The 15,408-nt window shown below is 40.6% G+C and carries 13 protein-coding genes and 1 pseudogene; 10 read left to right on the plus strand and 4 right to left on the minus strand.

Annotated elements, in window-relative coordinates; all coding sequences use genetic code 11:
• Window positions 1–148 precede the first annotated feature (148 nt).
• Window positions 149–730, plus strand: a pseudogene (locus tag H5072_RS00005) (substrate binding domain-containing protein).
• A 34-nt stretch (window positions 731–764) separates the two neighbouring features.
• Here the strand turns inward: H5072_RS00005 and H5072_RS00010 are convergent.
• Window positions 765–1,637 carry an EamA family transporter gene (locus H5072_RS00010; protein ID WP_182692295.1) on the minus strand — a complete coding sequence of 291 codons (873 nt, stop codon included), beginning with the start codon at window positions 1,635–1,637 and terminating at the stop codon, window positions 765–767.
• Window positions 1,638–1,861: 224 nt separating this feature from the next.
• Entirely contained in the window at window positions 1,862–3,247 is a 1,386-nt protein-coding gene (yegQ, locus tag H5072_RS00015) for a tRNA 5-hydroxyuridine modification protein YegQ (protein ID WP_182692296.1), read from the minus strand.
• A gap of 275 nt (window positions 3,248–3,522) precedes the next feature.
• Here yegQ and ndk point away from each other — a divergent pair, with 275 nt between their 5' ends.
• From ndk to der, 9 genes are all read left to right on the plus strand, one after another.
• Entirely contained in the window at window positions 3,523–3,954 is a 432-nt protein-coding gene (gene ndk / locus H5072_RS00020; RefSeq protein ID WP_002961288.1) for a nucleoside-diphosphate kinase, read from the plus strand.
• Window positions 3,955–4,124: 170 nt separating this feature from the next.
• Window positions 4,125–5,255 carry a bifunctional tRNA (adenosine(37)-C2)-methyltransferase TrmG/ribosomal RNA large subunit methyltransferase RlmN gene (locus H5072_RS00025; protein ID WP_002961289.1) on the plus strand — a complete coding sequence of 377 codons (1,131 nt, stop codon included), beginning with the start codon at window positions 4,125–4,127 and terminating at the stop codon, window positions 5,253–5,255.
• Window positions 5,256–5,381: 126 nt separating this feature from the next.
• Entirely contained in the window at window positions 5,382–7,220 is a 1,839-nt protein-coding gene (pilW, locus tag H5072_RS00030; RefSeq protein WP_182692297.1) for a type IV pilus biogenesis/stability protein PilW, read from the plus strand.
• A complete protein-coding gene (locus tag H5072_RS00035) occupies window positions 7,217–8,083 on the plus strand; it encodes a RodZ domain-containing protein (protein WP_002961292.1) in 867 nt (288 codons plus the stop codon). Before pilW ends, H5072_RS00035 begins: the two co-directional genes overlap by 4 nt.
• Window positions 8,084–8,088: 5 nt before the next feature.
• Complete coding sequence (gene ispG, locus H5072_RS00040) at window positions 8,089–9,207, plus strand: flavodoxin-dependent (E)-4-hydroxy-3-methylbut-2-enyl-diphosphate synthase (RefSeq protein ID WP_002961295.1); 1,119 nt, start codon at window positions 8,089–8,091, stop codon at window positions 9,205–9,207.
• 136 nt (window positions 9,208–9,343) lie between these two features.
• Complete coding sequence (gene hisS, locus H5072_RS00045) at window positions 9,344–10,624, plus strand: histidine--tRNA ligase (RefSeq protein ID WP_008168943.1); 1,281 nt, start codon at window positions 9,344–9,346, stop codon at window positions 10,622–10,624.
• A 19-nt stretch (window positions 10,625–10,643) separates the two neighbouring features.
• Window positions 10,644–11,264, plus strand: a complete 621-nt coding sequence (locus H5072_RS00050; RefSeq protein WP_002961300.1) for a tetratricopeptide repeat protein — start codon at window positions 10,644–10,646, stop codon at window positions 11,262–11,264.
• 10 nt (window positions 11,265–11,274) lie between these two features.
• On the plus strand, window positions 11,275–12,453 hold the full coding sequence (bamB, locus tag H5072_RS00055; protein ID WP_002961301.1) for an outer membrane protein assembly factor BamB: 1,179 nt from the start codon (window positions 11,275–11,277) through the stop codon (window positions 12,451–12,453).
• A gap of 93 nt (window positions 12,454–12,546) precedes the next feature.
• Window positions 12,547–14,013: a ribosome biogenesis GTPase Der gene (gene der, locus H5072_RS00060; protein ID WP_024597862.1), complete on the plus strand. Its 1,467-nt coding sequence runs from the start codon at window positions 12,547–12,549 to the stop codon at window positions 14,011–14,013.
• A 60-nt stretch (window positions 14,014–14,073) separates the two neighbouring features.
• Here the strand turns inward: der and H5072_RS00065 are convergent, their stop codons facing one another.
• Together H5072_RS00065 and H5072_RS00070 are read right to left on the minus strand one after the other, a co-directional pair.
• A complete protein-coding gene (locus H5072_RS00065; protein WP_182692298.1) occupies window positions 14,074–14,577 on the minus strand; it encodes a zf-TFIIB domain-containing protein in 504 nt (167 codons plus the stop codon).
• 27 nt (window positions 14,578–14,604) lie between these two features.
• Entirely contained in the window at window positions 14,605–15,192 is a 588-nt protein-coding gene (locus H5072_RS00070; protein ID WP_024597860.1) for a DUF4202 domain-containing protein, read from the minus strand.
• Between the last annotated feature and the right edge of the window lie 216 nt (window positions 15,193–15,408).

Raw genomic sequence — 15,408 nt, forward strand, 5'->3', positions numbered from 1 at the left:
TGCACATCGGGTAACACTTACGCATACTGGCGAGTTATATTACGATCGCTATCGTAAACTGTTCGATGAAGTAGAGTGTATCGAGCAAGCACTTTGTGATGAAAAAGACCAACCTAAAGGGAAAATTAGGATCTGTGCCCCCATTTACATGGGTAAACATTTTTTAAGTCCTATTTTTTGTGATTTTTTACTGCAGTATCCCGATATTCAACTAGATTTACGCTTTTCAAATAACCTTATTGATATTGAAAAAGAAGCGATTGATATAGCATTTAGAGTAAGAAACCCTGCCATTGATAATTGGGTTATTAGAGAGCTTAAACTTATTCATAATGTGCTTTGTGCTCACCCAGACCATGATTATCAATCCATCACTCATCCTAAACAATTAGAGCAGCACCCAAAAATTGCGTGCGTTGGGTTGGTTCCGTGGCAATTAAACAATCAGCAAACGAGCGAAGAGTACAGTTTTAATCCAAACACACATGTTCGATTGGAGGTTGATGAAATTCAAATGATGAAACAAGCAGTTTAGTCTGGTGTAGGCATTAGCTACATTCCTGATTATATAGCATTACCACTTATTAAAGCCGGAAAGCTTAAACGCATTCTTCCTGATTGGCAAAGCAAAGGGCAGCCATTTTCTATGCTTTATCGCGACAGAAAACAAGTATCTTATCGGGTACGACTATTAATAGAGCATACATTGCAACACTTCAACGAAAAGTAGCAATGTATGCTTTTAAAAGGAAAGCTTTAAACGTTTAAAAACTAAGCCTAAGTACAATTACACCTAAAAATGCTGTTGCTAATCCTATCACTTCTTGGCGGGTAAAAGACTCTTTTAGAATGATGCGTGAGTAGAGCAAAATAATTAAAATGTTCATCCCCGAAATTGCCGAAACGAGCCCTGTATTACCAATTGCAAAAGCCGATATTATTGCCACCATACCTGCCACGTTTGTTAATCCAATCAGTAACCCGCATGAAAATGTTTTACTCGCAGACCAATACCCTTGAGAAGTGCCTTGCTCTGCTAGCATTTTTTTACGCTTTACTAACCAACTAACAGCAAAAAGAAAACTACCAAACCCAAACATAGACGTTAGCGTTGCAAACGTATCGGCCTCAAGAAGTGTTGATTGCTTACCCATTAAATCATTAAATGCAAAGGCAAGTGCAGCGAGTAATCCCCATTGCGCACCTTGTAGGTTACTCAACGAAATATCGCTTGAATAACGAATGATATAAAGGCCGCCAAAAATAATGAAAAAGCCAATTAATTGAATTGTTGTTAAGGTCTCCTGCCACAATAAAAAAGCAAATAAAAGGACAAACAAAGGCGTCAATCCTGATAAAATACTAATTAAAGACGCTTTACCAACCGAAAACCCCTTATGCAACAAACCATTAGCAGCAAAAGAGCCAAAACCTAACGCAAGCCCAACCGTAATGTCTGTCCAGCCATACCATGTATGTTCAAATACCACAGTACCTAGCGCACTAATAACAAATCCTACAAAAAATACACCGAATAATAATAAGTTACGGTTAATCTTTTTCTGCGACGTCCATTGATACAACACTCCTCGGGCACCAAAAAAAACGGTTGCGAGTAATGCAAAAATTATCCACATACAAAAATGATTCCTTTAAAAAGTAATGGGGTAACAGTGAGGAGCGATTTAACAACACGTGTTAAGTACGAATATCCATTATATTCGCTTTTAAAATTTTATAAATAAGCATTAATGATAAGATAAATTCCATAAATGGTATTTAAAAAATAGCAGATGAAGATATAACTGCTCAGCGTCACTCTATTTAATAAAATAGCTTTGAGCAGTTATTAGAGTGGATCCTAACTGACCTTTTTGAACGGATTACGGGTATCTTGGTGCGCGTCTAGATTACGCATTAAAATAGCGTGATCTAAGTTAATGCCCTCATCTAGCTGGATTTTTACAATATGACCAGAGCCTTTAGCATCGCTAATACTTTTGCCTCTTTTGTTTTCCATATATTCAAGCGTAAAAGTAATGTTACCTTGTGGTGTCATAAGCTCTAAAGAGTGACCAGTACAAAATTTATTTTTAACGTCTATTTCAACTAATCCATTTTCGCAGCGCCCAAGTACTTCACCCACAAATTGCTGCTTAGTTGATACAGAGTGACCGTATTCATAGTTTTGATAATCTTGGTGGGCATGGCGTTTTAAAAAGCCTTCGGTATAACCACGATGCGCCAAGTTTTCTAATGTTTTAAATAAGCTAGTATCAAATGGTTTACCCGAAGCCGCATCATCTATTGCTTTACGATAAACTTGTGCAGTGCGCGCCACATAATAAAATGACTTAGTACGCCCTTCTATTTTTAAACTATGTACCCCCATTTTTGTTAACTGCTCTACGTATTGCACAGCGCGTAAATCTTTGGAATTCATAATATACGTGCCGTGTTCATCCTCAAACGCAGGCATATACTCACCAGGGCGACCTTGTTCCTCTAGAATAAATACATCGTTGCTTGGCGCGCCTTCACCCAGTGTAGGAATCACTTGTTTGGGGTCAATTTTATGTACCGTTTCGCCAGTTTCGTTCTCAACACCAGGTTTTACATCGTAATCCCAGCGACATGCATTAGTACACGTGCCTTGATTTGGATCGCGCTTATTTATGTAACCAGAGAGCAAGCAACGCCCCGAATACGCCATACACAGTGCGCCATGTACAAATACTTCAAGTTCGGTGTCTGAGCAGAGTGTGCGTATTTCGGTTATTTCTTCGAGCGACAGCTCTCTTGATAAAATCACCCGTTCGATCCCCTGCTTTGCCCAAAATTGTACACTCGCGTAATTTACCGCATTTGCCTGTACTGATAAGTGAATGGACATCGCAGGCCATTTTTCACGAACAAGCATAATTAAACCAGGGTCCGACATAATCAGCGCATCGGGCTGCATCGCAATAACTGGCTCTATATCACGTAAATACGATTTTACTTTCGCGTTATGCGGCGCAATATTAGACACCACATAAAACTTTTTATTTTGCGCATGCGCTTCACTAATACCAATTTGCAGCGTGTCTAAGTCAAATTCATTATTGCGCACACGCAAACTATAACGAGGCTGCCCCGCATAAACCGCATCTGCGCCATAAGCAAACGCGTAGCGCATGTTTTTTAAACTGCCTGCGGGGCATAATAATTCAGGAATAAAAGGCATTGAAGAAATAACGGGTAACATGTGCGCTCCATACATCGAACTGGGTTTAAACCAGTTGCATGAGTTTTACCAATTTGATTGAAAAATTAAGCATTAATCCAGTGAAATTGGTGTTATTGAAAAATACATAAACACAAGCGCAGCAGTATAAATATGGCTAATAATTTAAATTTGATCGAGATCATAAAACAGCAATCAAACTGGTTTTTAATAAAATTAGGATTTTTCACTTAAAACGCGTATAATTCGCGCCCGTTAATATTCACACTTTTACTTAAAATTATTGGAGCATAAAGATGGCTTTAGAGCGTACTTTCTCAATCGTAAAACCTGATGCAGTTGCTAAAAACCACATTGGCGCTATCTACAACCGTTTCGAAACTGCTGGCCTTAAAATCGTTGCAGCTAAAATGGTTCACCTTTCACAAGAGAAAGCTGAAGGTTTCTACGCAGAACATAGCGAACGTCCTTTCTTTGGCGCTTTAGTATCTTTCATGACATCTGGTCCAGTAATGGTTACAGTTCTTGAAGGCGAAAACGCTGTTCTTAAAAACCGTGAAATCATGGGTGCTACTAACCCTGCTGAAGCACTAGCTGGCACTTTACGTGCAGACTACGCTGATAGCATCGACGAAAACGCTGTTCACGGTTCTGATGCTGTTGAATCTGCTGCTCGCGAAATCGCGTACTTCTTCGCTGACGAAGAGCTTTGTTCACGTACTCGTTAATTCGAATTCGTTAACAAAATGAAAAGGGCTTTCGGGCCCTTTTTTAGTCATTACGCAAAGTATCCATAAGTGCATTTTTTGATATTTTACTTAATGATTAAAGTGAGTGAATTGTGTACAATTCGTCCTCGTAAATTTTTATCTCCACCGTCACCGATTGAGGTTGTTTCATGACCGAGCAAAAAAAGATTAACTTATTAGATTTAAACCGAGATGCAATGCGCGAGCTATTTGCATCGTTCGGTGAAAAGCCGTTTCGTAGTGACCAGGTGATGAAATGGATTTATCATTTTGGCGTAGATAACTTCGACGAAATGACTAACGTAAATAAAAAGCTTAAAGAAAAGCTTAAAGCTGAGTGCGAAATTGTAGCGCCAGAAATAACAGTTCGCCAACAAGCAAGCGACGGTACTATTAAGTACGCGCTTATTCTTGAAGGCGGCCAAGAAGTAGAAGCCGTTTGGATCCCTGAAAAAGAGCGCGCTACGTTATGTGTATCATCACAAGTGGGTTGTGCGCTTGAATGTACTTTTTGTTCTACTGCTCAACAAGGCTTTAACCGTAACTTAAAAGTATCTGAAATTATTGGCCAAGTTTGGCGTGTAGCTAAAGATATAGGCCTTGATGGTCATAGCGAAAAGCGCCCAGTGACTAATGTTGTAATGATGGGTATGGGCGAGCCTTTACTTAATCTTAAAAACGTAGTGCCAGCAATGGAACTAATGATGGACGATTGGGGCTTTGGTTTATCTAAGCGCCGCGTAACATTAAGTACTTCAGGCGTTGTACCTGCTCTTGATTTACTAAAAGAAAAAATTGACGTAGCACTGGCTATATCTCTTCACGCACCCGATAACGCACTGCGTGATATTTTAGTGCCTGTTAATAAAAAGTACCCTATTGAAGAGTTTTTAGCGGCGTGTCGTCGTTATATCGACGGTTCAAAAGCTAATAAAGACGTAACTGTTGAATACGTTATGCTTAATGGCATTAACGACAGCACTGACCAAGCGCATGCATTAGTACAAACGTTAAAAGGCACACCGTCTAAGGTAAACCTTATTCCGTTTAACCCGTTCCCGGGTAACGAGTACACACGCTCAAGTAATAGCCGTATCGACCGCTTTTCAAAAGTACTACAAGCTGCAGGTGTAACCTGTATTGTGCGCCGTACTCGCGGTGATGATATTGACGCAGCTTGCGGTCAGTTAGTCGGTGACGTAGTTGACCGTACTAAACGTTTAGCTAAAAAGAAAATCCGCGACGATAACGCGATTGCCGTTAATATCCACCAAGCATAATCTGTAACAGCCTTATATGAATAAACCATATAAGGCTGATAAGTTGTTTATTTTTAAATAAATGATGCAAGAGTAAAGCTTTTAGGTAAGATAGGCGACATGGACTAAAAATAAAGAGATAAGGTAATGCGATCTATACTTGCTATAACACTATCAACACTTGCCCTAAGTGGCTGTGTGAGTGAAAGTAGTTATAACGGCAGTAATAAACCCGTCGTCGAAAATAAAGTTAATAATACTGGCGCAGCACGAACACGAATTGCTTTAGCCCTACAGTATTTAAAAACGGGTAATAATTCTCAAGCCAAATACAATTTAGAACGTGCAGCAGCATTTGCTCCTGACCTACCTGAAGTACATTACTCTCTTGCTTATTACTACCAACAAGTGGGCGAAAACCCGCTAGCTGATAAAGCCTACCAAAAAGCACTTGAAATCAAGCCAGACGATCCTAACACTCTCAATAACTACGGTGTGTTTTTATGTGGTATTGATGAATACGATCGTGCAACTGATCAATTTTTAAAAGCTATTGAAGTACCAAGTTATATTCGCGTTGCCGAAAGCTACGAAAATTTAGCCCTGTGTGCTATTGAATTTGATGACTTTGAAAATGCAGAAAGCTACTTTCAGCAGGCACTTAATCACAGCTCTCAGCGTACATCTACATTAATTAGCTTAGCCGCACTGTATTACGCTAAAAGTGACTTGTACAAAGCCAGTGAACTTTTAAAACGCTATGAAAGTACGGGTCGAGTATCTTCTCGCGCATTAATGCTTAGCTATCTTGTAAAAAACCGAATGGGCAGAATTGAAGAAGCTGAAAAAATTTCCAACACTATTTTGCAAACTTACTCTACCAGCAACGAAGCCTATGCGTTAAAAGAGAAAAGAACACGTTTTAATGAGTTTGAAATACTGCGAGAAAAATACCGTAAAGCGCAGTTAAAAGAACTAAAAAATGACGCAAGCGGCGCGCACGTTAGTTCAAAACCAAAAATAAAAGTTATTAGAAAGAAACGTTCGCCAGAGGACGGTTCAACAAGCTTGGTAACAAACAACGAGCAAAAAACAGATAAAAAGCTCGCAACAGCAAATAACCAAAATGTAAATCCAGTTATAGCAAGAGAAGAGCAAGCTCAAGCATTGCCAAATACGCTCAGTACGCAAGCCGACGAAGCAACCGTAATAGCAAAACAAGTAACGACCCAAAAAGAAGAGGCTCCTAAAGTCGTCGCGCCAAGCAACCCTACCGATACATCGGCTGTTATGCTTGCACTTACTACTGAGCACGACTCTGCAGATTCTATAGTAGCAGCGCCTGAAAAAGCGCAACCCGTTTTAGAACTTCAAAAAGAAGTTATAGCAACAAAACAACCGGCTAAAGCCGATGACGAGGTAACAATAATCTCGTTTGGCGCACCTAAAACAGGCCAGTTTAATTCGCAGCAAACTAGTAACTACAGTAATTCTGCACCTGCAGTTACAAATCAAAAAAACAGTAGCGACGTGGTATTCTACGAAGCGACTAAAAACACAACCGTTTTTGAAAACAGTAACTATCAAAATAATGCTGATATTGAATTTAAAAGCTACGAAGCAGTGCAAAAAACTGAGCTTCCAATGCTTAACCCTAAAGTATCGCCTTTACGCGTGCCATTTCATGTAATTGCTGTTGGCGAAAACCTATTTAGCATTTCGGTGCGATACAATGTTAAACTACAAAAACTCCTGCAATGGAATGGTTTAAAAGAGTCGGATCGGGTAATGAATGGAAGTAAAATATACCTAAACGATCCTAATATTTATTACGAAATTAAAGCTGGTGATTCCCTTTACGATATAGCTACCCAGCGGCATGTATTAATTGATGAATTAATGCGATGGAATAAATTAAGTCCTGATATAGCATTAAAACCAGGGCACAGACTTTTACTAGTGGATCCAGACTCATACACATTATGAATGAAGAAAATACGCAAACACAGAGCGAACAGCCAACTGTAGGCCAAATACTAAAAAATCATAGAGAGCAAGCAAACGTTAGCATCGCAACTATCGCTGCACCGTTAAAGCTGTCTGAACTTCAAATTAAACGCCTTGAAAATGATGAATTTGCGTTACTAGGCCCTATCACTTTTGTTAAAGGCTATATAAAAAATTATTGCCGTGAATTAAAAGTCGATAGCGCACCTATATTAGCAATGATGCCGGCCCCACCAGAGCCGACCAAGCCCGCTAATATGCAAAGCTTTTCGCGCCGAACAGAAAAAGAAGCAAGCGACAGCCGTTTAATGTTTTTTAGTTATTTAATTTTAGCGATTGTTATTGGCTCATCTGCTTTATGGTTTTGGCAAAACGCCACCCCCATTGAAGAGCAAACCAGTAAAATAAACGTTGCCAACTCAATAATGAGTGAACGACAAGCAGCTCAACCCAGTATTTTACAGCAACAGCAACAAGCCGAAATTAACGACGAATCACTATTAGAATCAAAAGATACGCTTGAAACATCAACAAGCTCAGAAGCCGTTACAGAAACGGCTCCTATTACATCTAACAACGAAAGCCAAGAAGATGCTAGCAGTACAATTGTTATGAACTTTAACGGCGAAAGTTGGGTTGAAATTTACGATGGCGAAGGCGAAAAAATAGCATTCGGCGTGAAAAAAGCAGGCTACATTATGACCGTAAGCGGAACGCCTCCTTTTTCAGTTGTGCTTGGTAAGCATGACGCTGTAGACATTACTTTAAACGGCGAACCTGTAGATGTTTCTGCATTTCCTAAAAACCGTTTAGCCAAATTTACATTACCACTAGCAGAGTAGTCGCTATGTTTTCAGAATCCCCAATTAAACGCAGAAAATCCACCCGTATCAATGTAGGTAACGTCCCTATTGGTGACGGCGCCCCTATTGCTGTGCAATCAATGACCAATACCGACACCATGGATGTTGATGCAACCGTTGCACAAATTCAGGCAATACAAGATGCAGGTGCCGACATAGTGCGTGTATCAGTACCGACTATGGACGCAGCTGAAGCGTTTAAAAGTATTAAAGAACAAGTGACTATTCCGCTAGTAGCCGATATTCACTTTGATTACCGTATAGCCTTAAAAGTGGCAAAGTACGGCGTAGATTGTCTGCGCATAAACCCAGGTAATATAGGTAGCGAAGAGCGTATAAGAGCTGTGGTCGATTCTGCTCGCGAGCATAACATTCCTATTCGTATTGGTGTAAATGGCGGCTCACTTGAGCGCGACTTACAAGAAAAATATGGCGAGCCTACACCTGAAGCCTTATTAGAATCAGCAATGCGCCATGTAGATATATTACGCCGCCTTGATTTTGACCAATTTAAAATATCGGTAAAAGCATCAGACGTATTTTTAGCGGTAGGCGCCTATCGCTTACTCGCTAAAGAAATAGACCAACCACTGCATTTAGGTATTACCGAAGCGGGCGGCATGCGATCTGGCTCGGTTAAATCAGCCGTAGGTTTAGGTATGCTACTTGCTGAAGGTATTGGCGATACACTGCGAGTGTCGCTTGCAGCTGACCCTGTTCAAGAAATTAAAGTAGGTTTTGATATTTTAAAATCGCTGCGCATACGTTCGCGCGGTATTAACTTTATTGCATGCCCTAGCTGTTCTCGTCAAGAATTTGATGTAGTAAGCACCATGAACCAGCTAGAAGAGCGCCTTGAAGATATTATTGAGCCTGTATCGGTTTCGGTAATTGGCTGTGTTGTAAACGGCCCAGGTGAAGCACTCGTTAGTGATATAGGCCTTGCCGGTGCAAACCGTCGCTCAGGTTTATACATTAATGGTGAGCGCCAAAAAGCACGTATTGACAACAACAATATTGTTGACCAGCTCGAAGGCTACGTGCGCGACTTTATTGCTCAAAAAGAGCAGCAAACACCTATCGATATTAAAATAGTCGAATAAATACCGTATAAAGCGCCAAACAGCGGTGTTTGGCGTTTACCTTTATGACCAGAACGCTATAATAGCGGGTCAATTTTTAGCATTCTTGTTGTGTAAGCATTTTTTATTACACATAAACAGCATTTAGGATTTATCAGTGGCAAAACAAATTCAGGCAGTTCGCGGTATGAACGATTGTCTGCCGGGCGATACACAAGTTTGGCAGAAAGTAGAAAGCATTTTACGCGAGACAGTAGCATCGTTCGGTTATCAAGAAATTCGTTTTCCTATTGTAGAATCAACCGACTTATTCAAACGCTCTATTGGTGAAGTTACCGATATAGTAGAAAAAGAAATGTACACCTTTGCCGATCGCAATGGCGACTTATTAACACTTCGCCCAGAAGGCACCGCAGTATGCGTACGTGCTGGCAACCAAAATGGCTTACTATATAACCAAGAACAACGCCTTTGGTACATGGGTCCAATGTTTCGTCACGAACGTCCGCAAAAAGGTCGTTACCGTCAGTTTCACCAATTTGGTTTAGAAACATTTGGTATTGCCACAGCCGACATAGACGCAGAAGTTATTTTATTAACAGCGCAACTATGGGAAGCCTTTGGTATTACTGACCACGTTCGTTTAGAGCTAAATTCTTTAGGCTCTAACGAAGCGCGTGCAGATTACCGTGATGCGTTAGTAGCCTACCTTGAGCAACATATTGACGTGCTTGATGAAGACTCAAAACGTCGTATGTATTCAAACCCATTACGCGTACTTGATAGCAAAAACCCAGACGTACAAGCAATTTTAACTGATGCGCCTAAATTGTCTGAAAACTTAGACGCTGAATCAAAAGAACATTTTGAAAATTTATGTGAACGTTTAGACGCTGCTGGCGTCTCATATACGGTTAATGAAAAGTTAGTACGTGGTTTAGACTACTACAACCGCACCGTATTTGAATGGGTAACCGACAGCTTAGGCGCACAAGGCACTGTATGTGCTGGCGGTCGTTACGACGGCTTAGTTGAACAGCTTGGCGGCAAAGCAACCCCAGCAGTTGGTTTTGCAATGGGTCTAGAGCGCTTAGTGTTATTACTACAAGCGCTTGAGTGTGTAGGTGACATTCGTCGTAATGCTGATGTATATTTAGCAGCAATGGGCGACAAAGCAAGCATTCAAGCTCCTGCAATTGCAGCGCAACTACGTAAAGACGTACCAGGTTTACGCGTTATGGTGCATGCGGGCGGCGGCAACTTTAAAAAACAATTAAAACGTGCTGATAAAAGCGATGCACTTGTTGCAGTGATTATTGGTGAAGATGAATTAGAAAAAGGCGTTGTGACCATCAAGTATTTACGCGAGCGTAAAGAACAAGTCACATTAGAATTAGAACAAGCTAAAGCGCTATTAGCTGAGCTTATTAACGGCTAAGCGAACATTAGAGGTAAGAATGGATATTTATTCAACAGAAGAACAACAAGCAGAAGCCATTAAACGCTTTTTCCGTGAAAACGGCATTTCACTTGCACTAGGCATACTTGTTGGCCTTGGTGGCTTATATGGCTGGAAAGCATATAACCAAAACCAAATTACTACCGCTGAAAAAGCATCAGATTCATATACAGCGCTTGTTGAAAGTGATGATGTATTATCTTCAGCTGATGCGTTTATTAGCGAAAATAAAGATACAAACTACGCAACACTTGCTGCATTTGTTGCTGCAAAAGACGCTGTAGAAGCAAAAAAATTAGATGTAGCAAGCGAAAAGCTAAGCTGGATAGTGTCTAATACTGAAAATACAGAATTAAAAGCAATTGCGATTACACGTTTAGCGCGAATTCAAATTGCACAAACTAACTATGACGATGCATTAACTACATTAAATGCACCATTACCTGAAGCATTCAATGCAAACGTTGCCGAGCTTAAAGGCGATATTTACACACAGCAAGGTAACAAAGATCAAGCACGTACTGCATACCAAGCAGCAATAGATGCGGGTGGATTAACAAGTAACCCACTATTACAAATTAAGTTAGATGACCTAGCAGTAACTAGCCCAGCGGCATAAGGTTTTAGGCATGAAAAAATTTACAACAGCAGCCCTTGCCCTATGTATGGCAACACTGATGGGTTGTTCATCAAGTGATGATGAAGATGAACTAGTACTTCCTGAAATTGTAAACCAATTTGAAACTGACGTTGTTTGGCAAGAATCTGTAGGTGATGGCGTAGAGCATTACTTTTCTCGTTTAACACCAGCTGTTTACAAAGATACTGTATATGTTGCTAGCCGCGAAGGCCAAGTAGAAGCGCTTTCGCTTACTAACGGCGATACCAAGTGGGAAACCGATGTACGCCAAGATTTATCGTTTTGGCCATGGGCTGACAACGGTAATGCAAAATTATCAGGTGGTATTTTGCAAGCCTATGGTAAAATTTATATAGGTTCTGAACACGGCTTTATTATTGCTCTTGATCGCGAAACCGGTGAAGAAGTTTGGCGTAAAAATGTACCAGGCGAATCACTGTCTAAACCGACAGCAGGCGATGGCTTAATATTTGTAAATTTAGGCTCTGGTAAATTGTTAGCCCTTCACCCAGATACGGGCGAAGAGCGTTGGAGTTTTGAACAAGAAGTTCCACCACTAACATTACGCGGACAAAGCTCGCCAACTGTTGCTAACGGTGGTGTATTAGTAGGCCTTGAAACAGGCAAGCTAAGCGTTTTAATTTCAGACAGTGGTTACTCAGCATGGAGCGCAGAAATTGCGGTTGCTAAAGGCGCATCAGAATTTGAACGCCTAGTTGACGTAGACACTCAACCACTTATTAGCGGTCCATATGCTTACGCTATAGCTTACAACGGCAACTTAGCTGCTGTAGATATTCGCTCTGGCAACGTAGTGTGGAAACGTGAGTACAGCAGCTACCGCGAAATTGCGATGGATGCACAAACAATTTATTTAGTAGATAGCGATGGTGTTATTTACGCATTAGATAAAAATTCAGGTATTGAACGTTGGAGCCAACCCGCTCTACGTGGTTGGTACCTAACAGGCCCTGCAGTTGCAGGTAGCCACTTAGCTTTAGGCGACCAAGAAGGTAACCTACATTGGCTAAATAAAGAAACTGGCGAGCTAGTATCTCGAGAAGACTTTGACAGCTCAGGCTTTTTTGTTGAGCCAGTTGTGGCCGACGATAAGCTAATTTTATACACCCGTGATGGTGAAGTTAGTATGGTAAAAATACCAAACTAACTGACTGCTATTAGTATAACCTGCTAATAGTTAATTGTTTTTTGTAAGGCTTCGCACTGCGAAGCCTTTTGTTGTTTTTTAAAGAGGTAGTTTATGCTTCCCGTGATCGCTCTAGTTGGGCGACCCAATGTGGGCAAGTCCACATTATTTAACCGTTTAACACGTACTCGTGATGCACTCGTAGCCGATTTTCCAGGTTTAACACGAGATAGAAAATATGGCCAAGCTAGTTACGATGGCTATGAATTTATCGTGGTAGACACGGGCGGTATTGATGGCTCAGAAGAAGGCATCGAAATCGAAATGGCAGATCAATCTCTGCTAGCCATTGAAGAAGCCGACATTGTTCTGTTTTTAGTAGATGCTCGTGTAGGTATGACCGTAGCTGACCAAGCCATTGCTAATCACTTGCGTAAACAAGAGAAAAAGTGCTTTGTTGTTGCCAATAAAACCGACGGCATTGATGCAGATTCAAACTGTGCTGAATTTTACCAATTATCATTAGGTGAAATACATCACATTGCAGCTGCACATGGCCGTGGTATTACCCTATTACTTGAACAAACACTTCAGCCGCTTATTGCTGAACTAGCTGCTCAAGATGAAGAAGTAACAGGCGATGACGAAGAATTAATCGATCTTTACGAAGAAGGCGAAGGTGATGATACCGATCATCAAGCGTTTGCTGACAAACCTGTAAAGCTTGCTATTATTGGTCGCCCTAATGTTGGTAAGTCAACACTTACAAACCGTATATTGGGTGAAGATCGTGTAATTGTATATGATATGCCAGGTACAACGCGCGATTCTATTTATATTCCAATGACGCGTAACGACAAAGAGTATGTGTTAATTGACACAGCCGGTGTTCGTAAGCGTAAAAAAGTAAGTGACGTAGTTGAAAAGTTCTCAGTAATTAAAACACTACAAGCAATCGAAGATTGTAACGTGGTTTTACTTGTTGTGGATGCGCGCGATGGTATTTCTGATCAAGACTTAAGCTTATTAGGTTTTGCGCTTAACTCAGGTCGTTCGCTGGTTATTGCCGTTAATAAATGGGATGGCCTTGACGACTACGTTAAAGATCGTATTAAAACAGAGCTTGATCGCCGTTTAGGCTTTATTGACTTTGCACGCTTACACTTTATATCTGCACTTCACGGTACAGGTGTTGGTCATTTATTTGAATCGGTTGATGAAGCGTACGAGTCAGCAACTAAGCGTATTAGCACCGCAATGCTTCGCCGTATTATGGACATGGCTCAAGCCGATCACCAGCCGCCACTTGTTCGTGGTCGTCGTGTTAAGCTTAAATATGCGCATGCCGGTGGTTATAACCCGCCACGTATTGTAATTCATGGTAACCAAGTTCACGATTTACCAGATAGCTACAAACGCTACCTTATGAACTACTACCGTAAAGCACTTAAAATTATGGGCACCCCAATCAAAATTGAATTTAGAGAAGGTGATAACCCATTTGCAGGGCGTACTAATAAAGTAACGCTTTCGCAAAAACGTAAAATACGTGCGTTTGCAAAAGAAAACCGTAATAAATAAACTGCATAAGCGTTAATTTATTACAGAAAAACGGCGTACTTTTTAGTACGCCGTTTTTTATTACTGAAAATTAAGTAATGCTAATTGCACCAGCCGTTCAACTGTCGTGTCTTGAACATTTTTAGGCGCTTTGGGGTAATACTTTGATTTTGGCGGCTTAATAGTTATAAACCCATGATTGGTCGCCATTTCGTGGGCTAACAGCTTACGCTCTCGGGGGGTTAAATGGTTTTCGTGTATTTTTGCCAGCTCGCCGCTATCAAGCCATATGCCTGCACAACCAGGGCATTCGTCTATCTCAACCACTTTGAGCGGCGAAAAATACCGGCGCATCATCACAATACTTGGGCATTTAGGGCAATTTACTCGCGATAAGACTTCGCCCTCACCTTCGGTATAATTACTCAAATACTTAAGTAAAACCTGACCATGCTTTAACTCCGGCGAGCTAAACTTAAAAATTTGGCTGTTATCAAAAAATACGCCGCCTTGCGCTGACGTAAAAACAGTAATCCCGCCAACAAGTAAAGGTTCAAGTGGCGTATTACTACGAGGACAATACATTTAAAATTCCTTTTTATTTATTTTCTTTTACTCAAGTGCTTTATGAATAAGCCCAACAAGCGGGCCGGGCAATGTAATATTACCTGCAAGTACAAACTCATGCGCGTCATCTGACATTTTTTGCCATGTACGGCGAATAATACCAATCCATTTTTCTTCATTGTAATCTGGTTTTGCATTGGCAAACCCAAGCATATAATGTTCAATAAATACAAGGCTTGCTACATCTTCTACTAATTGGCTGTCTGGGTTACGTTTAATATTTTTTTTAGCGACCGCATCGTACACTCGGTTTTGCTCAGCTTCACCGTAACCAGCTTGCTTCATGAGCGCAACCACGCTGCTAGCATGAAATATATAAAGTGCACTGCGCCACTGATGATAGCCCTGTTTGTTCATTTCAAAATCACTACGTGGCGACTTCCAACGCTGAATATGCTGTGCACGCACTGCAATTTGCATGAGTTCATCGGCATCTGGTTTAAAACGAGTTAACATTTCGCTCATGCGCAAGGCGTATAAACTTTCTTTTGGAAAGCTTTGTCCATTGTGCTGCTCAGTATTAGGGTCTTGGTCGTTTGCTTCATCAATTAAGGTAATTACTTTATTAAACATGACGATCATTTTTTATAATAAGTTTTAGTCATTCTAAACGCTGATAAAACAATAAACTAGTACGCCAATCAGTTACGCAGTGAAATTTGTTCAATCAAAAAGTAAAACCAAGAGTTACAGGTTATAAAAGTAAGCGCATTGATTAAGTTAACTTGGTACTATATTGAGCACAAATTAAAATAAAAAAGCGCGATAAATAATAACTAACTCGCCAAT

It is taken from the genome of Pseudoalteromonas sp. SR45-5 (assembly GCF_014163565.1).
In the GTDB taxonomy this organism is placed as follows: Bacteria; Pseudomonadota; Gammaproteobacteria; order Enterobacterales; family Alteromonadaceae; genus Pseudoalteromonas; species Pseudoalteromonas distincta.